21 protein-coding genes are annotated in these 21,477 nt (G+C 63.5%); 10 read left to right on the forward strand and 11 right to left on the reverse strand.

Features of this window, described 5'->3' with window-relative positions; genetic code table 11:
• Positions 1–1,159, reverse strand: a 1,159-nt coding sequence (locus tag ACLHHB_RS16275) for a HAMP domain-containing protein (protein ID WP_410219328.1), incomplete at its 3' end; no start/stop codon positions are given.
• 275 nt (positions 1,160–1,434) lie between these two features.
• Here ACLHHB_RS16275 and ACLHHB_RS16280 point away from each other — a divergent pair.
• Positions 1,435–1,929 (forward strand): DUF4142 domain-containing protein, encoded by a 495-nt coding sequence (locus ACLHHB_RS16280; RefSeq protein ID WP_410219329.1) that lies wholly within the window; start codon positions 1,435–1,437, stop codon positions 1,927–1,929.
• A gap of 104 nt (positions 1,930–2,033) precedes the next feature.
• Here ACLHHB_RS16280 and ACLHHB_RS16285 read toward each other — a convergent pair whose 3' ends face one another.
• Both ACLHHB_RS16285 and ACLHHB_RS16290 read right to left on the reverse strand, forming a co-directional pair.
• The gene (locus ACLHHB_RS16285; RefSeq protein WP_410219330.1) at positions 2,034–2,960 is read right to left on the reverse strand and encodes an NAD(P)/FAD-dependent oxidoreductase; all 927 of its coding nucleotides are present in this window, start codon (positions 2,958–2,960) and stop codon (positions 2,034–2,036) included.
• Positions 2,961–3,110: 150 nt separating this feature from the next.
• Entirely contained in the window at positions 3,111–3,476 is a 366-nt protein-coding gene (locus tag ACLHHB_RS16290) for a DUF1622 domain-containing protein (RefSeq protein ID WP_410219331.1), read from the reverse strand.
• A 207-nt stretch (positions 3,477–3,683) separates the two neighbouring features.
• Here ACLHHB_RS16290 and ACLHHB_RS16295 point away from each other — a divergent pair, with 207 nt between their 5' ends.
• The 3 genes from ACLHHB_RS16295 to ACLHHB_RS16305 are packed head-to-tail and all read left to right on the forward strand — an operon-like array spanning position 3,684 to position 5,971.
• The gene (locus ACLHHB_RS16295; RefSeq protein ID WP_410219332.1) at positions 3,684–4,634 is read left to right on the forward strand and encodes a hypothetical protein; all 951 of its coding nucleotides are present in this window, start codon (positions 3,684–3,686) and stop codon (positions 4,632–4,634) included.
• Positions 4,627–5,028, forward strand: a complete 402-nt coding sequence (locus ACLHHB_RS16300; RefSeq protein WP_410219333.1) for a phage holin family protein — start codon at positions 4,627–4,629, stop codon at positions 5,026–5,028. Before ACLHHB_RS16295 ends, ACLHHB_RS16300 begins: the two co-directional genes overlap by 8 nt.
• Positions 5,018–5,971, forward strand: a complete 954-nt coding sequence (locus tag ACLHHB_RS16305) for a DUF3618 domain-containing protein (RefSeq protein WP_410219334.1) — start codon at positions 5,018–5,020, stop codon at positions 5,969–5,971. The genes ACLHHB_RS16300 and ACLHHB_RS16305 overlap by 11 nt, the downstream gene beginning before the upstream one ends.
• 121 nt (positions 5,972–6,092) lie before the next feature.
• Here the strand turns inward: ACLHHB_RS16305 and ACLHHB_RS16310 are convergent, their stop codons facing one another.
• The 4 genes from ACLHHB_RS16310 to folD all read right to left on the reverse strand — a co-directional run bounded on the left by ACLHHB_RS16310 (position 6,093) and on the right by folD (position 10,924).
• Positions 6,093–7,109 carry a class 1 fructose-bisphosphatase gene (locus tag ACLHHB_RS16310; protein ID WP_410219335.1) on the reverse strand — a complete coding sequence of 339 codons (1,017 nt, stop codon included), beginning with the start codon at positions 7,107–7,109 and terminating at the stop codon, positions 6,093–6,095.
• A gap of 158 nt (positions 7,110–7,267) precedes the next feature.
• On the reverse strand, positions 7,268–8,929 hold the full coding sequence (locus ACLHHB_RS16315; RefSeq protein WP_410219336.1) for a GMC family oxidoreductase: 1,662 nt from the start codon (positions 8,927–8,929) through the stop codon (positions 7,268–7,270).
• A 168-nt stretch (positions 8,930–9,097) separates the two neighbouring features.
• On the reverse strand, positions 9,098–9,982 hold the full coding sequence (gene purU, locus ACLHHB_RS16320) for a formyltetrahydrofolate deformylase (RefSeq protein ID WP_410219337.1): 885 nt from the start codon (positions 9,980–9,982) through the stop codon (positions 9,098–9,100).
• Between the two features lie 48 nt (positions 9,983–10,030).
• Positions 10,031–10,924: a bifunctional methylenetetrahydrofolate dehydrogenase/methenyltetrahydrofolate cyclohydrolase FolD gene (folD, locus tag ACLHHB_RS16325; protein ID WP_410219338.1), complete on the reverse strand. Its 894-nt coding sequence runs from the start codon at positions 10,922–10,924 to the stop codon at positions 10,031–10,033.
• A 517-nt stretch (positions 10,925–11,441) separates the two neighbouring features.
• Here folD and ACLHHB_RS16330 point away from each other — a divergent pair.
• The 4 genes from ACLHHB_RS16330 to ACLHHB_RS16345 all read left to right on the forward strand — a co-directional run bounded on the left by ACLHHB_RS16330 (position 11,442) and on the right by ACLHHB_RS16345 (position 16,765).
• The gene (locus ACLHHB_RS16330) at positions 11,442–12,728 is read left to right on the forward strand and encodes a DUF2254 domain-containing protein (protein ID WP_410219339.1); all 1,287 of its coding nucleotides are present in this window, start codon (positions 11,442–11,444) and stop codon (positions 12,726–12,728) included.
• Between the two features lie 370 nt (positions 12,729–13,098).
• Complete coding sequence (locus tag ACLHHB_RS16335; RefSeq protein ID WP_410219340.1) at positions 13,099–14,028, forward strand: ornithine cyclodeaminase family protein; 930 nt, start codon at positions 13,099–13,101, stop codon at positions 14,026–14,028.
• Positions 14,029–14,123: 95 nt separating this feature from the next.
• Positions 14,124–15,089, forward strand: a complete 966-nt coding sequence (locus ACLHHB_RS16340) for a TIGR03885 family FMN-dependent LLM class oxidoreductase (RefSeq protein WP_410219341.1) — start codon at positions 14,124–14,126, stop codon at positions 15,087–15,089.
• A 14-nt stretch (positions 15,090–15,103) separates the two neighbouring features.
• Positions 15,104–16,765: an alpha-amylase family protein gene (locus ACLHHB_RS16345; protein WP_410219342.1), complete on the forward strand. Its 1,662-nt coding sequence runs from the start codon at positions 15,104–15,106 to the stop codon at positions 16,763–16,765.
• 24 nt (positions 16,766–16,789) lie between these two features.
• On the opposite strand, the gene ACLHHB_RS16350 is transcribed toward ACLHHB_RS16345, so the two are convergent.
• On the reverse strand, positions 16,790–17,896 hold the full coding sequence (locus ACLHHB_RS16350) for an alpha/beta hydrolase family esterase (protein WP_410219343.1): 1,107 nt from the start codon (positions 17,894–17,896) through the stop codon (positions 16,790–16,792).
• Between the two features lie 3 nt (positions 17,897–17,899).
• The gene (locus ACLHHB_RS16355) at positions 17,900–18,322 is read right to left on the reverse strand and encodes a ribbon-helix-helix protein, CopG family (RefSeq protein WP_410219344.1); all 423 of its coding nucleotides are present in this window, start codon (positions 18,320–18,322) and stop codon (positions 17,900–17,902) included.
• 181 nt (positions 18,323–18,503) lie between these two features.
• Between ACLHHB_RS16355 and ACLHHB_RS16360 the strand changes: the two genes are divergently transcribed.
• The gene (locus tag ACLHHB_RS16360) at positions 18,504–18,938 is read left to right on the forward strand and encodes a YsnF/AvaK domain-containing protein (RefSeq protein WP_410219345.1); all 435 of its coding nucleotides are present in this window, start codon (positions 18,504–18,506) and stop codon (positions 18,936–18,938) included.
• Complete coding sequence (locus ACLHHB_RS16365) at positions 18,928–19,932, forward strand: YsnF/AvaK domain-containing protein (RefSeq protein WP_410219346.1); 1,005 nt, start codon at positions 18,928–18,930, stop codon at positions 19,930–19,932. Before ACLHHB_RS16360 ends, ACLHHB_RS16365 begins: the two co-directional genes overlap by 11 nt.
• A 266-nt stretch (positions 19,933–20,198) precedes the next feature.
• On the opposite strand, the gene ACLHHB_RS16370 is transcribed toward ACLHHB_RS16365, so the two are convergent.
• Positions 20,199–20,594: a hypothetical protein gene (locus ACLHHB_RS16370; RefSeq protein ID WP_410219347.1), complete on the reverse strand. Its 396-nt coding sequence runs from the start codon at positions 20,592–20,594 to the stop codon at positions 20,199–20,201.
• A gap of 2 nt (positions 20,595–20,596) precedes the next feature.
• Positions 20,597–21,477: molybdopterin cofactor-binding domain-containing protein (locus ACLHHB_RS16375; protein WP_410219348.1), on the reverse strand; the 881-nt coding region annotated here is incomplete at its 5' end.

Here is a 21,477-nt window from a genome sequence, read left to right on the forward strand (position 1 = left end):
GCCGGCGCGCATCGACCGCATTGTCACGAAACACCTCGACGGCCGAGGCCATCGCGCCGATCTCGTCTCCGCGTCCCGTATGAGGGATGGCCGTGTCCATCTTCCCTTCGGCCAGCCGCCGCATCGCCATCGTCATCGCCTCGATGGGACGCGATATGGCCTGCGCGCCCAGCCAGACCAGAACAAGCGTCGCCGCCAGCAGGGCCGCCGCCGCAAGCACCGTGAGGTTGCGGGTGCTGACGACATTGGCCATCACCGTAGCGGTCGGAACCGTCATCACCAGCGTCCAGACCTCGTCCATGCCTGCAAACCGGACGCTGTCGTTCAAAAGCATCGTCTTCTCCCCACTCAGCGTGACGTGATGCAGCGCCTTGTCACCGGGAATCAGGATCTTTTCGGCATCAGTGACAGGCTGGCCCAAGCGGGCTGGATCTTCATGTGCGATCCAGCGTCCGTCGTTGCTGACCAGAAAGATGCGTCCTTCGCCAAAGGGGCGCATTTCTCCGATACGGGTTGAAAGACGGTCCAGGGCCAAGTCGCCGGTCAGGATGCCCACGGCCTTTCTATCCTTGCGAACGACGCCGCTGATCGTGGTCATGAGCACGTCTTTCTCACCCACCGTGTAGCTGTACGGCGACGTGACAAGGCTGCGATTTTCGCGCAAAGGACGGCTGTACCAGGTCTCGATCCCGGCCTCGGGACTCATGTCCAGCAGTTCGACCTCGACCCGTCCTTCCTGGCCATGATAGAAATAGGGCAAGAAACGTCCGGCGGCATCCGAATAGCGGGCACCCACATTCAAACGGTCGTCTCCCAGCGCGTTGGGTTCGAAGGCCAGCGTCGCGCCGACCAGATCCGGGCGTGTCTGAAGGATTCCTTCGATCATCTGTCCCAAGACATCGCGGTTCGACTGAGCCCTTATCGCGGATTCAACGGCGGCCACGCTGGTGTTCACGACCTCCAGAACCGAACTGAGTTCTTGCGTCACCGTTGCATTGAATTCACCCATCAAGGCCCTGGCGCGCGCTTCGGCCTCTTGCGTGGATGCGCGGGACATCAGGTTGATCGTCAGGGCAATCACCGCAATCACTGCGCAGCTTGTGAGGGCGGCTGATGCAACCGCCACCTTGGTACGAATGGACATGGAACCGATCTGCATTGCCGCCCTCCTGGAGTTCACCGGTCCCGGGCTAGCAGAGAGTTCTTTCGATGCGGTTACCGCACAAAGGAAAATGCATTCGCTGAAGCATTGCAGACGAAGGCTGCAAGCCGCGCCCCGATCCCTGACATGGGACCGGTCAATGCCGCACAACAACCTGTTCCCGGCTTTTTCCGGCGACGGTGGCCAATCCTTTGCGATTTCCGTCATCCGACCCGGGAACATTGGCGGGGACACCCGGTTCCAAGGCCTCACCAGAGCCGAGGAGAAGACCCATGCATCGCAGGAACCTGATGATTGCCGGGATGGCCGCCGCCGCGACCTTCCCCCTGACGACCCGCAGCCTGTTTGCCCAGACGGCAACCATGGACGAGGCCAAGATGCCCGCCCTGCTGGCCGGCAACTATGCCACCGAAACCAGCCGCCTTGCACGCGAGCAGGCGACCAACCAGACCGTCCGCATCTTTGCCGATCTCGAGATTGCGGAACAGGCTGCGACGGCCCAGGCCTTTGGCGCCGAGCCAGGCACCGGCGGCCTGCGCGAAGATCACGCCGCCCTTCTGGCCCAGCTTCAGCAGATGCAAGGGGCCGAGTTCGACCGGATGTATATCGAAGGCCAGATCACCGGACACGAGGAACTGCTGACGATCCACCGCACCTATGCTGCCCAAGGCACGGACCCGATGGCCCGCGGCGCCTCAATGGTGGGCGTGCCCTCGATCGAGACGCATCTGGCAATGCTGCGGGGCATCCAGAACCAGCTCGGCTGACGCTGTGTGGCGGCGGTGCAAGGACGCGCCGCCGCCAACAAGCCGCCTGAAAGTGTCGTTCACCGAAGAGGCGCCACGGCCAATGCCGCACCCGCGCAGCGTGGTCAGATATCCTGCGACAGCGTCCGCCCCTCGTGCAGCCGCAGCACGTTGTGGACCCGCGTCGCGGCAATCTCGCCCTGGGCCATTGCGACGGCGATCTGGTTCAACCCGGTCACCACATCACCGGCCGCATAAACGTTCGGCATCGATGTTTCCTGATGCGTATCCGTCAGGATCCGCCCATCGTCCGCCAGCGACAGACCCAAGTGCTGCGCCAGATCATTCTGCGGATCATTGCCGAGACCGGAATAAACAGCTGCAAACGACAGCGGCGGCTGGCGCTGAAGGTGAACCCTGACCCCCTGGTCATCGAACTCCCATCGCTCGACCTGATCTGATTCAACCCTGACGCCCGCCTGGGCCAGCTTGTGTGCCGCGTCGTCAGACAGGTCCAGGTCCTGCCCAAGGGTCAGCAGGACGACCTGCGACGTGTAATGGCTTAGAAACAGGGCTTCTCCGACTGCACATTTCCCCGCGCCGATCACCCCCACCGGCTTGTCGATCAACTCATACGCGTCACAAACAGGGCATTGGCGGATCAACCCGTCGCGCACCCGGGACAAGGGGTCGGCAACGGGCGGAACATGATCGCGCACTCCGGTGGCCAGGATCAGGCTGGAAGTGTCCAGCACCTGGCCAGCCTCGACACGAAACCTGTCATCCGGCAACGGGCGTATCGCATCCACCTGCGTCTCGATTATCCTGACGCCATAATGCTGCAATTGCAGCCGCATCCGTTCCAATAGGGTTTCGCCGTGGATGCCGTCCGGATAGCCCGGGTGATTGTGCGAACGGGGTATCAGCGCCGCACGGCTTTTCCCGGCGTCGATCAGCGCAACATTGCGCCGAAAGCGGGCCAGATAGATTGCTGCGGTCAGACCCGCGGGTCCGCCACCAACAATGACGCAGTCAATCGGAGCCGGTTTCATCCTTGCCTGTCCATCCGTTTTGACGCCGGTGCCTACAGCACGGCTTTGCAATCGAGCGACTGTCCCCGGGGTCTTCATCATCGGGCACAGCCTGCTTCTGAAAACGAAGCAGTGGTCGAATGTTCCCGACGGAACTGAAATCGGGGCGCATCACTCCTTCTGGAGGGCGCGCAGTTCGTGTTCGAGAAAGAAGGAAATGAACGAGCGGATCAGCACCAACCCGCCCAAGAGCAGGATATTGTCGAAGCTGAAATGCAGCACCGTCCGGATCAGGTCCGCAACGATCAGAACCTCCAGTCCGGCCAGAATGTGGCGTCCCAGCGACAGGCGCCCACGGTTCAGTTCGTGCGTGCGCTCATGCGCATCCCGGCGCATCATTTCCCCATTCAGGAAACAGCGCGCAAAGCGGGCCATGCCCAGAAGCAGGATCGCGATTGCCAGCAACTCGATCAGGACCACCAGCCATTCAAGCCCCACTGCCAGGCTGCCCAAGTGATCGGCCAAGGAAAATGTCATCTTGTTGTCCATGTCCACGACGCCGCCTTCAGTCGCAAAGTCAACGGTTCCGTGGCGAAACGGGTTGCACGGAAGCCGCTTCCTGACCGCCCGCGGGAACATTGCATGGCCATCAGGGTTAATACGGCATCATCAGGTATGGTGCTTCGCGTTTCCGCGCCGTGCTTTTCATTGTCGGAAACGACCTTACAATTCGGGAGATCTCACATGAGTACCGATTACTCCGGTCACACAGACAAGAACCAGGGCCAATCCTCGCTGGACAGCGTCAAGGAGAAAGCCTCCGAACAGGTCAGCCAGCTGACCGACACCGTCAAGGACGAGGTCTCCCGTCGCGAAAAGAGCTTTCGTGGCGGTCTGGCCTCGCGTGCCGATGACATGGCCTCGGCCCTGCGCAAGGCCAAGTCGGAAATCGACCCCGATTCGCCCATTGCAGGCATCTTCGATTCGGCGGCCGAAAATGTCAGCGGCATCGCCGACAGCCTGAACAGCGCCAATACGGGCGAAATGCTGGATAACGTGCGCAGGTTCGCCCGTGAGCGTCCCGGGGCCTTTCTCGGCATTTCTGCGCTGGCAGGTTTTGCAGCAGCACGCTTCCTGTTGTCGAGCGCACCTTCCACGGGTTACAGCCGTTCGGGAGACTGGTCTTCAAGCGGGATGAACACCGGTTCGGGGCAGCGCTCGGGTTCGAGCATGTACGGCTCCGGCATGACAGGCAGCGGCATGACAGGCAGTGGCGCCGGCGGCGCCTATGGCGGCTCGACCGGAAACCAGTCGGGCGGCACGGGCGACAGCTTGGGCAGCATGGCTGATCGTCCCGGCAGCCGGACCGGCAGCACGCAAGGCTCCTCCCTCTCGGGCAGTGGCCAAGCCAACAGCACCGGTTCAAGCGGTTCGACGGCCTCCACCGGCACCACGGGCACCACTGGCAGCATGGGCGCCCCCGGCACCATGGGCAGCGGCGGGATGTCGGCCACCACCGGCTCGACCGGCGGCCAGTCTGGCAGCACGGGCAGCAGTGGCACGGGCAGCAGTGGCGGCAGCACGGGCAAGACCGACAGCGCCAAGGTTGGCACCCCGGGCAGCAGCCCCGATGCACTGACCCCCGGCTATGGCAGCAGCCCTGACACCCGCAAGGATGGAGGCCGCGATGTCTGATCCTGTCCATTCGCAGGGTCCGGCTTCCCTGGCTTCTGACGCACTGCGCCTGTCAGGCGATCTCGTGCGCAAGGAAGTGGCGCTGGCCAAGGCCGAGTTCAGCCAAAGCCTCAGCCGGGCCGGCGCGGGGATCGGCTTCATCGCCGCCGCCGCTGTGATCGGGATCGTGACGATCAACGTTCTGGTCGCCGCCCTTGTCGCGGCCTTGGCCGAGACCGACTTGGGCCCGATCTGGAGTGCGGTGATCGTCGGTGTTGCTCTGGCGATCTTGGCCTATGTTCTTGTGCGCAAGGGGATGAGCGACCTCAGCCCGGAAGCATTGATGCCGACGCGGACGGCCAAGAATGTCCAAAGGGATGCACAGGCCGTCAAGGAGGCTTATCATGACAAATGAGAACGACAGCCCCGACCAGATCGAGCGCGAGATCGAACGTGATCGCGAGGCCCTGCGCCACAAGCTGGAAGACCTGCAGGACGAACTGTCGCTGGAAGGGATTTCCCGCCGCCTGACCGGCACGCTGCGTGAACACGGGTCGGAATGGGCGCAATCGGCGAACATGGCCGCGCGTGAAAATCCGGTGGCGCTTGCGCTGACGGGTGTGGGACTGGCATGGATGATCTTCGGGCGGGGCTATGATCCGTCTCACAAGGCCCGCCAGTCTTTTGCCGCGTGGAAGCAGGACGATCATGACAATGACGTTCCGCCCCGCCGGGTGCCCGCGCCGCCTCCGGCAGCGCGACCTGCAGCCATCACACCGCCCGCGCCGCCCGCCTCCCGGCCATTTTCGGCATCCAGGATGCCGTCATGGGCCAATTCCGACCACCATTCGTCGTCAGACCAGGGGAACAGCATGACCGACAAGCTGAAGGACAGGGCTCAGAGCCTGCGCGACAGGCTGAGCGAAGGAACCGAAGGACTGGGCGAAGAAGCACGTCGCCGGGTCGAAGATGCGCGGCGCAAGGCCCTGCAGGCCAGTGACAAGGCCAGCCGGCATTTCAACAGCAGCTCGCGCCAAGTCAGCGAAAGCTACAATGCCGAGCCGCTCCTTTACGGCGCAGCGGCCCTGCTTCTGGGGGCCGGCCTTGGTGCCGTGCTGCCGCGGACGTCGCGCGAAGACGAACTGATGGGCCATTATCGGGACCAGTTGTTCGACGAAGCCGAAGCCATCTATCAGGATGAGAAATCCAAGATCCAGAGCGCGGTCTCGGCGGGTCTGGAAGAGGCGAAATCTGCCGCGTCCGATGTGGCATCGGCAGCCAAGAACGAGTTGTCGAAGGACGGATCGACCTCCGACCGTTCGACCTCGGGCAGCAGCACGTCCGGAACCCAGCTCTGATCACAGGCTGATCGCATCACAGTGGAAAGGCCCCGCCTGTTGCGGGGCCTTTGTTCTTTCGGAAGAGGCATATACCGGTCGGGCAGCCGCATGACGGTGTCACGCCCCTGCCCTTCAGGCTTCAGGCCATCATGCCCGCCAGGTGATCGACCTCTTCGCTTGATCCCAGAACGACCGGAACACGCTGATGGAGGGCCGAAGGCTCGACATCCAGAATGCGGCTCTTGCCGTTCGTGGCACGTCCCCCCGCTTGTTCGATCAGGAAGGCCATCGGGTTCGCCTCGTACATCAGGCGCAGCTTGCCGTTTTCCATGCCCGGCCGCCCGTCGGCAGGATAAAGGAAAACGCCGCCCTTGGTCAGGATGCGGTGCACGTCCCCCACCATCGAGCCCATCCAGCGCATGTTGAAGTTCCGCTCTCGCGGGCCGGTCTTGCCGGCCATCAATTCAGCGATGTACCGGCGCGTCGGCTCGTCCCAATGGCGCTCGTTGGCCATGTTGACCGCGAATTCGTCCGTAACGGCCGGGATCTCCAGCCGCTCCGAGGTCAGCACCCAGGAACCCATTTCCCGGTCCAGCGAAAAGGCGTAAACGCCCGTGCCGACCGTCAGCACCAGCAGCGTCTGCGGCCCATAGATGGCATAGCCTGCGGCCACCTGCTCTCGTCCGGCCAGCAGGAAGTCCTCTTCGGTGACATCACGGCCCTCGATATCCTCTGGTGCCTTGAGAACCGAGAAGATGGTGCCCACGATCCCGTTGACGTCGATGTTGCTGGAACCGTCGATGGGGTCATAGACCAGCAGGTATTCGCCCTTGGGCAGGCGGTTCGGAATGGGATGGATCGTGTCCATCTCTTCGGACGCCATGGCGGCAAGATGCCCGCCCCATTCGTTGGCTTCCAGCAGGATGTCGTTCGAGATGACATCCAGCTTCTTCTGCACCTCGCCCTGGATGTTCTCCTGGTCCAGCGAACCCAGCACGCCCGAGATCGCGCCCTTGTTCACGGTGTGGCCGATCACCTTGCAGGCGCGGGCCACGACCTCGATCAGCAGGCGCAACTGCGCGGGCATCGCATGTTCCAGCCGCTGCTGTTCGACCAGAAACTGCGTCAATGTCTTTCGCTTGGCATTCATCGTCATCACTTCCGTCCCTTGGCGACGCAAGGCCTTGGCGCGTCGTCCGATCCTGTCCCTTCACAGCAGCCTGCGGCGCGGGATCTGCTGTGCCTGTGATGGTTGGATAAAGAAATCCACGCGTGACGCAACAGCCGAGGCGCCTTTCGCGCCGGTCCCTGCCTTCAGACAGCCTCCAGGACGAAGCCTGCGGCCTTTTCGGCGATCATCAGCGTCGGTGCGCTGGTGTTGCCGCTGGTGATGGCCGGCATCACGCTGGCATCGACCACCCGCAGCCCCGCCACCCCCCGGACCCGCAGCCTGCTGTCCACCACGGCGGCCGGATCGTCGCCACGCCCCATCCGGGCGGTGCCGACCGGGTGAAAGATCGTCGTCGCGATGTCGCCCGCCAGCCGCGCCAGATCCTCGTCGCTTTCGTATTGGGCACCGGGCTTCCATTCCTGCGGACGATAGCGGGCCAAGGCCGGCTGGCTCAGGACCTGCCGGACCTGACGCAGGCTTTGCGCCGCAACGTGCCGATCCTCGTCCGTCGACAGGTAGTTCGGCGCGATGACGGGCGCATCATCGGGACGCCCCGAGCGAATGGCCACATGGCCCCGGCTGGTCGGGTTCAGGTTGCAGACGCTGGCCGTGATGGCCGGAAAGCTGTGCAACCCTTCCCCGAACGCCTCCAGACTGAGCGGCTGGACGTGGTACTGCAGGTTCGGATGCGTCCTGCCCGGGTCCGAGCGTGTAAAGGCCCCCAGTTGGCTGGGCGCCATGCTCATGGGTCCCGACCGGGACAGCAGGTATTCCAATCCAATGCGTGCCTTGCCAAACAGGCTGCCCGACAGCGTGTTCAGGGTCATGCCGCCGCTGATCTTGTAGATCGCCCGGATCTGCAGGTGATCCTGCAGGTTCGCCCCTACGCCCGGCAGGTCCGCCACCACCCCGACACCGTGACGCTGCAACAGGCCGGCCGGGCCGATCCCCGACAGTTGCAGGATCTGGGGCGAATTGATCGCCCCTGCCGACAGGATCACCTCGCGCCGGGCGTGGGCCGTGACGGTCGTCCCGCGATGCCGGATCAGCGCGCCGGTGCAGCGCGGCCGGCCATCCGCGCCCGGCGCGAATTCAAGGCGCTGGACATGCGCCCCGGTCCAGACCGTCAGGTTCGGGCGCCGCCGGGCGGGGCGCAGAAAGGCCTTGGCGCTGCTCCAGCGCCAGCCGGACCGCTGGTTGACATCGAAATAGCCGACACCGAAGTTGTCCCCGGTGTTGAAGTCGTCGCTGCGGGGCACCCCGGCCTGTGTCATCGCCGTGGCGAAATCATCCAGCACCTCCCACCGCAGGCGCTGTTTTTCCACCCTCCACTCGCCGCCATGGCCATGCATGTCGGAAAAGCGGCTGTTCGAACCGGTTTCGGGGTCGGCTCCGTGGTCCAGCCGATGGTGATCCTCGTGCGCCTTGAACTCGGGCAGGCAGTTTTCCCACTGCCATGCGTCGTCGCCCGTCGCCTGCGCCCATCCGTCATAATCGCGCGCCTGCCCGCGCATGTAGATCATGCCGTTGATCGACGAGCAGCCGCCCAACGTCTTGCCGCGCGGATAGCGCAGGCTGCGGCCGTTCAGCCCGGCATCGGCCTCGGTCTGGTACATCCAGTCGGTGCGCGGGTTGCCGATGCAGTAAAGGTATCCGACCGGAATATGGATCCAGGGATGGCGATCGGGCTTTCCGGCCTCGATCAGCAGGACACGGTGGGCAGTATCGCGGCTGAGCCGGTTTGCCATCAGGCATCCTGCGCTGCCTGCACCGATCACGATGAAGTCGAAGACAGGCTCGGCCATGGGCAGTTTCCTCCTTGTTGGTGATCTTCACCATCAGGAAGGCCTTTGGCCATGGCCAATTTGCCAAAAGGCGGAAACGCGGCCCCGGCGGGACCATGGCAAGCCGATGTCCCGTTGCCCTTGAAGCTGGCTGCCAGCGCGGGGCCCGCACTGGCAGCCAAGCATTGCCTACCCCATCTTCTCGCTGGAATAGGAGCCCGGCGAGGCCGGAAACACCACGGTCTTGTTGCCGTTGATGAAGACGCGGTGATTGGCATGGGCATGGATGGCGCGGGCCAGAACCTGGCTTTCGACATCGCGGCCCAGGCTGACGTAATCGTCCGGGCTCTGGGCGTGGGTCACGCGGATCGTGTCCTGTTCAATGATCGGGCCTTCGTCCAGGTCGCTCGTGACATAATGCGAAGTCGCGCCGATCAGCTTCACGCCCCGCTCATAGGCTTGGCGATACGGGTTCGCGCCCTTGAAGCTGGGCAGGAACGAATGGTGGATGTTGATGATCCGTCCCGACATCGTCCGGCACATCTGGTCCGACAGCACCTGCATGTAGCGGGCCAGGATCACCAGCTCCGCCTCCGACTCCTCAACGATGCGCATCTGCTGCGCCTCGGCCTCCCGCTTGTTTTCCTTGTTGACCCTGATGCAGTGGAAGGGAATGTCGTGGTTCACGACGACCTTCTGGTAATCCATGTGGTTCGAGATGACCGCCACGATGTCGATGGGCAGCGCCCCGATGCGCCAGCGGTACAGCAGGTCGTTCAAGCAGTGTCCGAAGCGGGACACCATCACGACGACCTTCATCTTCTGCGCCTCGTCATGGAAGCGATAGCTCATGCCCAAGGGTTCCGCAGCCTCGGCGAAAGACTGTGAAAGATCGGCCATTGTTGCACCTTCTTCCGAGGTGAAGCTGACGCGCATGAAGAACTTGTCCGTCTGCGGATCGTCATACTGGGAGCTGGCCGTGATGTTGCACCCTTGCCGGGCTAGAAAGCCCGAAATGGCGGCAACGATCCCGCGGGTCGAGGGGCAGGCAACTGTCAGGCACAGTTTGTTCATCGAATTCTCCAGTTATCGCAATGATGTGGTGCTGCCGGATGCAGGCGCTCAGGCCGTCAGCCCTTCGGGCTCGGGGAGGCCCGCCGAGCGGCAGCAGGCGGTCAGCGTATTGGCCAGAAGACAGGCAATCGTCATGGGTCCGACCCCGCCCGGGACAGGCGTGATGGCCCCGGCCACCATGCGGGCGCTTTCGAAATCGACATCCCCCACCAGCCGATTGCGGCCCTCTTCCTCGATGCGGTTGATGCCCACGTCGATCACGGTCGCGCCCGGCTTGATCCAGTCTCCTTGGATCATTCGCGGCCGCCCGGTTGCGGCCACCAGGATGTCGGCGCGGCGGCAAATCTGGTCCAGGTCGCGGGTGCGGCTGTGGGCGATGGTAACGGTGCAATTGTCTCGCAGCAGCAACTGCGCCATCGGCTTGCCCACGATGTTGCTGCGCCCGACCACGACCGCGTTCAGGCCCGCCAAGTCACCCAGATGTGCGCGCAGCATCATCAGGCAGCCAAGGGGGGTGCAGGCGATCATGGCCTTCTGGCCGGTCGCCAGCCGCCCCGCATTCAGGATGTGGAACCCGTCCACGTCCTTGGCGGGGTCGATGGCGTTGATGACAGCCTCGGTGTCCATGTGATCGGGCAAGGGCAGCTGGACCAGGATGCCGTGCACGGCCCCGTCGGCATTCAGCTGCGCGACCAGGTCCATCAACGCGCCCTGCGTGCTGTCGGCGGGCAGCCGGTGTTCATAGGAATTCATGCCGGCTTCACGCGTCTGGATGCCCTTGTTGCGGACGTAAACCTGGCTGGCAGGATCCTCGCCCACCAGAACCACCGCCAGGCCTGGCGTGATGCCGCGGGCCTTCAGATCACGCACATGGGCCGCCACCCGCTCGCGCACCTGCGCCGAGAAGACCTTGCCGTCGATCAGCGTCCCGCTTGTCGTCATGCTGGCATTCATGTCGTCGCATTCTCCTGACAGGGCGGCCTTTTCAAGCTCGTGTCACGGTGCCGCCGCAGAACCGGACATCCCCTGATCCCCTAAGGCCACCTGTCGCGCGAAGAAAGCCGATTGCATCGCGATTGAACAGCTTTTCCCGCAAAACGGGCAGCGGCACTGTTCCAACCCGACATGTCCCCCTCCAGAACCGGAGGACGGAACAATCGCTTGCGGCTTGGTGTTGGTCCTTCACGCTGCCCGGCCCCTTGCCGGGCATGACATTTTTACAGGATGGCCTGCGGGCCGAAACACGAGGTTTACCATGTTCAAGTTCATCGGCGGCACCATTGGCATCATCTTCCTGATCGGTCTGCTGGTCGTGATCGGAATCCTGTCCTTGATCTTCTGAAGGCCGCTGGTCCGGGTACCACCAAAGTTTCGGGCGACATCGGGGCGGTTCCATTGGGGGCCGCCCCGTCTTTACCCGGTTTTCCAGATTGTCTGACTGCCTGCGGGAGGGACAGTGATGTCCAGATGGAGCTGGCTCTGGTCGCGGGTGTCGCGACGCCTGTGGTTCAGGGCCACAATGATCGGCCTGATGGGCATTGCCGCGGCGGGCTTTGCCACGGTGGCGGACCGGTTCCTGCCCTCGAACTGGACGTTCGAGATCGGCTCGGACTCCATTGAAAGCATCCTCACCATCATCGCCTCGTCCATGTTGGCGGTCACAACCTTCTCGCTCAGCACGCTGACCTCGGCCCTGGGGGGCGCCACCAGCAACGTGACACCGCGCGCCAACCGGCTGCTGATGCAGGACCGTGTCACGCAGAACGTGCTGTCGACCTTTGTGGGATCCTTCCTGTTCAGCATCGTCGGCTTGGTGGTGCTGCAAACCAACGCTTATGGCGATCAGGGCCGTGCCGTCCTGTTCATCGTGACCGTGGGCGTGCTGGTGCTGATCGTGATCTCGCTGCTGCGCTGGATCGACCGGCTGATCCAGTTGGGCCGCGTCGAGGAAACCACTCAAAGAGTCGAGGAAGCTGCGCGCCGGGCAATCGAAACCCGCATTGCCGAACCTTATCTGGGCGGACATCCTCGTCCGGCGGGCGCAGTCCCTTCCGGTTCGCCCCATGCCATCTGCGCCGAAGAAACCGGCTACATCGTGCATATCGACATGGGCGCCTTGGAGGAGATCGCGGCCTCGAGAAAGGCCCGCGTCGACATTGCCCAACTGCCGGGCGCGTTTCTGTATCAAGGCCGGCCGCTGGCTTGGATCAGCCAGGGGGCGGCCTTGGAGCCCGAGGACGAAGATCGCCTGCGCTCCGCCTTTCAACTGACCCAAAGCCGCGATTATGACCAGGATCCCCGCTTCGGCATCATCGTCCTGAGCGAGATTGCCTCAAGGGCACTGTCACCCGCCGTCAACGACCCCGGCACCGCCATCGACGTGATCGGACGGATCACGCGCCTTCTGACCGTCTGGGCCAAGGGGTTCGAGCAGCAGGATCCGCAGCGCGTGACCTACCCGCATCTGCACGTTCCCCCTCTCGAGGCGCGGGACCTGTTCGCCGACGGCTTTGCCCCGATCGGCCGAGACGGCGCCAGCCTGATCGAGGTGCAGATGCGCCTGCAAAAGGCCCTGATCGCGCTGTCCGAGCTGGGTGGGCATGGCTTCAGGACCGCGGCCCTGCACCAGTCGCGGCTGGCACTGGCGCATGCCGAAAAGGCCTTGGCGCTGGAGGTCGAGAAAGAGGACCTGCGCAACCTTCTGGCGGCTCCCTTTGGCCCCTCTGCCGGTGGCGCAAGGCAATAGCCGGTTGCGGCACCCCGACAGCTGCATGCCGGGAAAGGTCATATCAGCGGGAGGAACCTGTTCCATGAGGCGTTTCCAAGCAGTTCTGCCACTTCAGGACAGTCTGGGCATCATGCGGGATGCACCGCCATTGCAGGCAGCCAAAGGCACCAGCCTGTTCATCGCCCGCTCGCTGATTCGCGCATGCCATGACATGTGCAACGGTTGCTCTTGTGCCGCTCGGAGTCCTTATGAAGAACGACATCGGGCGCTGACCCCTGCAGTCGCCGCCCGAAAGACCCGTCAGCCATGCTTAATGCAACAAGGATGCGTTGCAGGACTTTTCGTGCTCAGTTGTGCCAAGACATGACAGGAAGCAAAAGGAGAGGCGATGTCCCTTGATGTCATCACCTATGAGGCAGCCGCACATCGAATCGAGTGGGCCGGTGCCATCGAGGCCCTGCGGCAAGGCCACATGGCTCTGCGTCCGCAAGTGGCCGACCTGTTCCTGGGGCCGGCCGATGGCACGCTGCTGAACCGCGCAGCCTGTCTGCCAGGACTGGGATATGGCGTGAAGGCCGTCACCGTCTTTGACCGCAACCAGGCTCATGGCTTGCCCACGGTTCAGGGCGCGATGTTGTTCTTTGAGCCGGATCATGGCTCCTTGCGCGCCGTGATCGACAGCCGCCTGGTGACCGAGTTCAAGACGGCCGGCGATTCCGTGCTGGGGGCGCAACTGCTGGCACGCCCCGACAGCGAGAGCCTGCTGATCGTAGGTGCAGGCACGCTGGCGCGGGGGCTGGTGCGGGCTTATGCAGCCGGGATGCCGCGCCTGAAAGACATCCGGGTCTGGGCACGGAGTCCTGAACAGGCACAGGCGCTGGCCGCCGGAATGCAGGCCGAGGGTCATGCCGTCACGCCGGTCGATGATCTGGCCACGGCAGCAGAACGGGCTGACATCATCTCGACCGCGACCATGGCACGACAGCCGGTCCTGAAAGGCGACTGGATCCGGCCCGGTACCCATGTCGACCTGATCGGCGCCTTCAAGGCCGACATGCGCGAAGCGGATGACGTTGTAATGCGCAGGGGCCGCCTGTTCGTCGACAGCCGCGACACGACGATCCACCACATCGGAGAGTTGATGATCCCCATTGCGGCCGGAGTGCTGACGGCAGACGACGTCTTGGGCGATCTTTACGACCTTGTGCCGGGACATTGCGGCCGTCTTTCCGCGAACGACATCACGATCTTCAAGAACGGCGGCGGCGCTCATCTGGACACGATGATCGCGGCCCATATTGCGGCCTGCCTTGCCTGAAGCGCCGCAGCCTTCGGAACCTGGTGCTTTGGCATGCGCATGAACCCACCGGCCTCCGGACGCGTTGGACCGTCTGACACGAGGATGAACAGCACATGGCTTATCTTGGTTTTCACGCATCCCATGAACAGATCGATCCCCGCTCGCTGCTGGAGGCCGTCCGGCAGGCCGAAGCGGCGGGCTTTGCAGCAGCCATGTGCTCGGACCATTTCTCCCCCTGGAGCGCCCGTCAGGCACAGTCCGGCTTTGCCTGGGCATGGCTGGGCGCGGCCCTGCAGGCGACGTCCCTGCCCCTCGGCGTGGTGAACGCGCCGGGTCAGCGGTATCATCCGGCGATCATCGCCCAGGCTGCCGCCACGCTCTGCCAGATGTTTCCCGGCCGTTTCTGGATGGCGCTTGGGAGCGGAGAGGCCGCGAACGAACATATCACCGGTGAGCGCTGGCCGGAAAAGCCGGTGCGCAATGCGCGGCTGAAGGAATGCGTCGATGTCATGCGCGCCCTGTTTGCTGGGGAAACGGTTACCCATGACGGGTTGATCCGCGTCGACCGGGCCAAGCTGTGGACCCTGCCCCAGACGCCACCGCCCCTGATCGGCCCCGCGATCAGCGAAAAGACAGCGGGCTGGGTCGGCGGCTGGGCCGACGGGCTGATCACGGTCAATCAGCCCCATGACAAGCTGCGCCGCATGATCGACGCCTTCCGCGAAGGCGGGGGCGAGGGCAAGCCGCTCTATCTGCAGGTGCACCTGTCCTATGCGCCCGACCAGGACATGGCCCTGCAGATCGCGCATCACCAGTGGCGATCGAACGTGTTCGACCCGCCCCTGTGCTGGGACCTGGAGATGGTCGAGCATTTCGACGAGGCTTCGCGCCATGTCCGGCCCGAGGACATGCATGACACCGTCCTGATCTCCTCCGACCCGGCGCTCTATGTGGATCGCCTTTCGGAGTTCGCCGAACTGGGCTTTGACGGCATCTATCTGCATCATGTCGGCACCGAGCAGCGCGATTTCATCGAAACCTTTGGCACGCATGTGCTGCCGGCGTTCAACCGCTCATGACCAGCAGCATGGACATGAGCCGCACCAGCGATGTCTGGTGGAAGAACGCGGTCTTCTATTGCCTGGACGTCGAGATGTACCAGGACAGCAATGGCGACGGCGTGGGCGACTTCAACGGGCTGGCGCAGCGGATCGATCATCTGGCAGGTCTGGGCGTGACATGCATCTGGCTGATGCCGTTCTATCCGACACCCAACCAGGACGACGGCTATGACATCGCCGACTATTACAGCATCGACCCGCGGCTCGGCAGCATGGGCGACTTTGTCGAGTTCCTGCGCAACGCCCAGGATCGCGGAATCCGTGTCATTGCCGACCTGGTGGTCAACCACACCTCGGACCAGCATCCATGGTTCAAGGCCGCCTGCGAGGACCGGAATTCCCCTTATCACGACTGGTATGTCTGGCGTGACGCCATTCCCGAACAGGGACCCGAAGGCCTGGTGTTCCCGGACGAGGAAAACAGCAACTGGGAATGGCACGAAGGGGTGGGCCGGTTTTACCTGCACCGCTTCTACAAGCACCAGCCCGACCTGAACATCAGCAACCCAAAGGTCCGCGACGAGATCCGCAAGATTGTCGGCTTCTGGATGCAGATCGGGCTTTCAGGGTTTCGCGTGGATGCCGTGCCGTTCCTTCTGGAAACGAACGGCGTGGCCGAGCCCATGGAAATGGATCCGCATGACTGGCTGCGCGACCTGCGCAGCTTCATCGGGCGCAGGCGCGGCGATGCCATCCTGATGGGCGAGGTCAACCTGGACTATCAGGACGTGCGCCGTTTCTATGGCGACGGTGGCGACGAGCTGAACATGTGCCTGGATTTCAACATGAACCAAGCTCTCGCCCTGGCCTTGGTGCGCGAGGATGCAGGGGCACTGGTCCACTGCCTGCGCGCGATGCCCAAGCTGCATTCCGACGACGCATGGGCCCATTTTGCCCGCAACCACGACGAATGGTCGCTGGACAAGCTGACCGAGGCCGAGCGGCAGGAGGTCTTCAAGGCGTTCGGCCCCAAGGAGGACATGCAGTTGTTCGGGCGCGGTCTTCGCCGCCGCATTCCCACGATGCTGGGCGGGAACGACGACCGGATCCGCATGCTGTACAGCCTTGTCTTTGCCCTGCCGGGCGCGCCCGTCCTGTTCTATGGCGAGGAAATCGGCATGGCCGAGAACCTGGACATCGAAGGCCGGATGAGCGTCCGGGCGCCCATGCAATGGTCGGCCCAACCCAATGGCGGCTTTTCCATCGCCCCTGCGGATGCGCTGCGCCGACCGGTCGTGCCGCACAAGCGCTGGGGTCCGGGCAGCATCAATGTCGAACGCCAGGAACATGACCCGGGCTCCTTGCTGCACTGGTTCGTGCGCCTGATCCGCCGCCGGCGCGAGACACCGGAGATCGCCTTTGGCGAATGGAGCTTCATTCCCGTTCCCGAGGCCGCGGTCTTTGCCTTGCGTTATGAGTGGGGCGACCGGACCGTCCTGGTGCTGCACAACCTCAGTGGAAAGCGCATCAGGACGGATTGTGCGCTGGAAGAAACGGCCGGATGGGATGGACTGACCAATATTCTGGGCGAAGGCGCATTCGATCTGGGAACCGACGGTTCATTCCAGATCGAGCTGCCGGCCTATGGCCAGTTGTGGCTGCGCGCGCGCCTCAAGCCGCAGCAGGCGAACTGAACCGCCTGCTGCAAGGGGTGCTGCTCAGGCTGCCCGGCCGGGCATCAGGAAAAAGCGCATCATCGCCTCGGTGGCGGAAGGTCCGGGGGCGGTGTGGCTGCCTTGGGACGCACCGCCCGACCAGGCATGTCCCAGCCCGTCGACCAGCCAGGATTCGATCCGCAGCGTTGCATCGGCATCGCGGTATCGGGTGACCTGGACGTTCCGTCCCTCCAGCTTGGCGGCCGCCGCACGCCGCTGAAGCCCCGGCTGTTCACGCAGCGACTGCTGCAGAACGGCCTGCGCATTGGCAGGAGTCACCGTCCGGTCGGCGCTGCCGTGCAGGACGAACAGACGACAGCCGACACCCTTGCCCTGATCGGATCCGCCACGCGACATCGCCGCAAAGGCCGATCCCATGTCGCTGGCCGCGCCATTGGGCAGGCCGGAATGGCAGCCCACTGCGCCAAAGTCCTCGGGAAAGACGGATCCCAGGATGACCGACATCGCCCCTCCGGCGGACAGGCCCATGGCAAACCGGCAATCGGGCGGAATGGCATGGTCATGCGCCACCTTGCGCGTCAGATCCGTCAGAAAGGCGGCCTCTCCTCCTTGTTCCGCGGTATGGCGTGGCTCGAACCAGTTCCAGCAGCGGTTCATGTTGGCCTGCGAAGGCTGCGCGGGGGCCACCACGATCACGCGGTGCTTCTCGGCGGCCTCCAGGATGCCCGTGCCACGGGCGAAATCATCCGGGTCCTGGGTGCAGCCGTGCAGCAGCAGGATCAGCCCTGCCGGATCGGCGCCATCCGCCAGGCTGGCCGGAACATACAGGCGATACTCCCGTGACAGCCCTGCCGCCTGATGCGTTTTCCAGTCCCATTGCGCGCCTTCTGGAACGTCAACAGGGACCGAGGCCTGCCCGGGCAGACCCTGCAGCCCTTGCAGCCCCTTCAGTCCGGGAAGACTGCCGAGGTCCGGCAGATTTCTCAGACCCTGCAGCGAGGGCATCGATGACAGGCTGGTCTGCGTGCCAAGACCCGCGGGCGCAGAGGTTCCCATCTGCGACTGGATCATCTGCGTCGCTTCGGACAGCTGCCCGGCACGCATCAGCCGGGTCACCTCGGCCATGTTCAGTTGCATCGGCTTCGTCATGATTCAGCGTCCTTTGCTGTGACGGCAGGCGTCGAGGGCTTTCCTGACCTCGGCGGATGCCTGAATGGTTCCCAGAACCTCGATCGAACGGATCGTGGCGGTAACAAGTTCGGCCGGGATGTCGCCGGCAAAACGGGCCAGTCCGATCACCCGCAGGTCCAGCATCTGCCGGGCCTCGGCCAGGGTTTGCAATTCGGCGCGGCTTACATCGCGCAGACCCATCATGAAGTCCTCGCGGACAATGGTGGGCGAGACGGCCGCATCATGGCGGTCCAGTTGGGCACGGATGGCCGCGCGGATCAGATCGCTGCGGCTGGCATAAAAGCCTTCGCGCACCAGAAGGTCGATCCGACCCAGATCCACGAAGCCGAGGTTGATCGTGATCTTTTCCGTATCGGCCGTTCGTGCCGGAGAGGGAGTTGCCATGGTTCCGCCTTTCTATACCTTCCATATGGATGGTAGATCGGCTGTTACAAGGAAGCGATCCAATTTATGTTTGATGCTGATCTTCGACAGGCATTCTTTCGCCGCCCAAGCTGCCATCTTGGCAAATGCGCAGGAACGATTGGCCTTCCAGACCGTTTGCTATCACCACGGGAGGCATATGATGTCAGACGACCGCGACGAGGCTGTTCTTCCCCTGATCGAGGAACAGTTGACCATCTCCAAGAACAGGCTGGTCACGGGGCGCGTGCGCGTCGGCACGCAGACCGAGGCCGTTGAAAGCCTGGTGCCTGTTGAACTGTCTGATGTGGATGTCGACGTCGTTCGCGTTCCTGTCGACCGCAGGATCGATACCGTTCCCGATATCGTGACCGAGGGGGATCTGACGATCATCCCGGTTGTCGAGGAGCGAGTCGTGGTGACGCGGGAACTGTATCTGCGCGAAGAAGTTCATATCCGAAGGGTCGAGCGCAGGGAAACCCAAGAGGTCCCGGTGACGATCAGACGGCAGACCGTACATGTCGAGCGTCTCGGACCGGATGAAACCGGCCTTGCCGCCCCTTACCCAACATCGAAGGACGATCAAGATGACCTATGACAATGAAACCCCCATGTCGGGTTCCGCCAACAAGTCAGTGTCGGCAATGTTCGACAACCGCGGCGATGCGCAGCGTGCTGTCGATCGGCTGCAGGAAACCGGCATCTCCAGCACCCAGATCCGCATGGTCGAAGGTTCTTCGTCCGCCGGCACGACGACCGGCCAGACCTCGGATCAGGAAAAGGGTTTCTGGGACAGCCTCAGCGACTTCTTCTTCCCAGACGAAGATCGCTATACCTACGCCGAAGGCCTGTCGCGCGGCGGGTATCTCGTGACGGTCACGGGCCTCAGCTCGGCCCATTATGAGACCGTGCTGGACATCTTGGACGATGAAGGCACGATCGACCTGAACGAGCGCGAGGCCAGCTGGCGTTCAGAAGGCTGGGGCGGTTACGAATCCAGCTCTTATGCAACGGGCACCGTGGTTCCCGGGGGCGTGCGCGGCACGACGCTCGATACCGCCTATACCGAGCGTTCGGACGATTACGGCGATGCAGGCCAGACCGGCGCCTATGAAGGCGTGGGCCGGACCGGCAGCTATGACGAAACCGACCGGACCACGGCCTATGAGGCCGATCAGACCACTGGTTATGGCGACCGCACGACCGGCATGAACGACGAAAGCATTCCTGTCGTGGAAGAGCGTCTGACCGTCGGCAAGCGCGACACCAGCCATGGCCGCGTGCGCGTCCGTGCCTATACGGTGGAAACGCCTGTGAGCGAAACGGTGGAACTGCGCGACGAGCGTGTCGAGCTGGAGCGACGCCCCGTGGACCGTGCCGTCACCGGCACCGAGGCAGCCTTCCAGGACCGCACCATCGAGGCCGAAGAATACGGCGAAGAGGCGGTTGTCAGCAAGGAAGCCCGCGTGGTCGAGGAAATCGGTCTCCGCAAGGTCAGCGAAAGCCATCAGGAAACGGTTTCCGACACGGTTCGCCACACTGAAGTGGAAGTGGACGATGACCGCACCAACTTGGACCCCACCCGCCGGTAATCTCTGCCAATAACAGAAATTGGGCCGCATCCTTTGGGATGCGGCCCTTTTTGCATGTTTATGAAGCGATCCGTGGCACTGGCCTTGAAGATGACGTTGCTGTTTTCAGAGCTTGGTGACCTGATCGGCAGGCGTGAAAACGGCTGCCCAAATTACAATCTTCGTCTGACGCTGTTCCGACAGGGCTGACCCTTCGCATTCACCTCTCCTGCAGACAGGTGAATGACTGAAGCCCGCCCCTCGGACAAAGGAGCGGGCCTGTTGCTTCAGTTCAGGATCAGGTTGATCAGGATCTCGCGCACCTCGCCTTCGCAGGCTTCGGCGTCGCCGCTTTCTTCCGTGGCGCGGGCCTCGCCAAGGGCGGCGCGGGCCTGGAGGATGCGATCACCGCCCTCCCCTGCCTCCTCGGCCTCCTCGATGGCCTCGGCCTCTTCGGGTTCTTCCTGATAAGGGGCGGCCGGCTCGGGCGAATCGACTTCGCTCATCGCCTGCCCTTCGCGAGAGCCCGCCACGCCCTGCCCCCCGGACGAGGTGGAAATGGACATGCGGGCAGCCTCGTCCAGCACCTCTTCCAGATAGGAGATCCGGTCGGCGCAGGTTGCGGCAGCGGGTGTGGCGGCAAGTGCCAGCGAAGTCGCCAGCAGGATACGGGTCAGGCTCATGGTCATCCTTTCAGATTGCGCAGCTGGTCGCCGACGGGAAGGCGCCTGATGCGGGTGCCGGTGGCGGCAAAGATCGCGTTGGTAATGGCGGGCGAAACCGGCGGCAGCCCTGGTTCTCCCACGCCGCCCAGAGGCTGGTCATAACTGCCCGAGGACAACAGGTGGACATTGATTTCCCGCGGGGCGGTGTCCATGCGGGCGATGATGTAGCTGTCAAAGTTGTCCTGCTGGGCGCGTCCTTCCTGAAAGGTGATCTCGGCCGTCAGCGCCTGGCCCACGCCCATGATCACTGCACCCTCCATCTGCGAACGGATGCGGTCTGGGTTCACGTTCGCGCCGCAATCGATCGCGATCTCGACCCGCGGCACGATGACGTTGCCATCCTGCACCTCGACCTCGGCGGCAACGGCGACATAGCTGACAAAGCTGTAATGCGCCGCAATCCCCAGGCCCCTGCCCTCGGGCATCTGCCGGCCCCAGTCGATGCCGTCCGCCACAGCCTCGGTCACGCGGCGCAGCCGCCCCGTGTCGATGGGATAGCGGTCGGGGTTTTCACCATAGTTCCACACGTCGCCGATCTCGCTGGGGTCGATGATGCGGTCGGGCCCGATCACCTCCAGCAGATAGTCGCGCGGGTCGCGGCCTGCCGCTTCGGCCAGTTCCGCAACAAAGGACTGGATCGCGAAGGCATGGGGGATGTTCGACACCGACCGATACCAGCCGATGCGCGTATGCGCCGGGGCCTGCGGGTTTTCCGCCCGCACGTTCGGGATGTCGAGCGGCATGTTCGTCAAACCCATGCCCAGCTCGAAGGGCAGCTTTTCCTTCGGGTCGGGTGCAAAGATCGACCCAATGGTGGGCGCCGCCGTGCGGTGCAGCCAAG

Source organism: Paracoccus sp. (in: a-proteobacteria), assembly GCF_046462195.1.
Classification (GTDB): Bacteria; Pseudomonadota; Alphaproteobacteria; order Rhodobacterales; family Rhodobacteraceae; genus Paracoccus.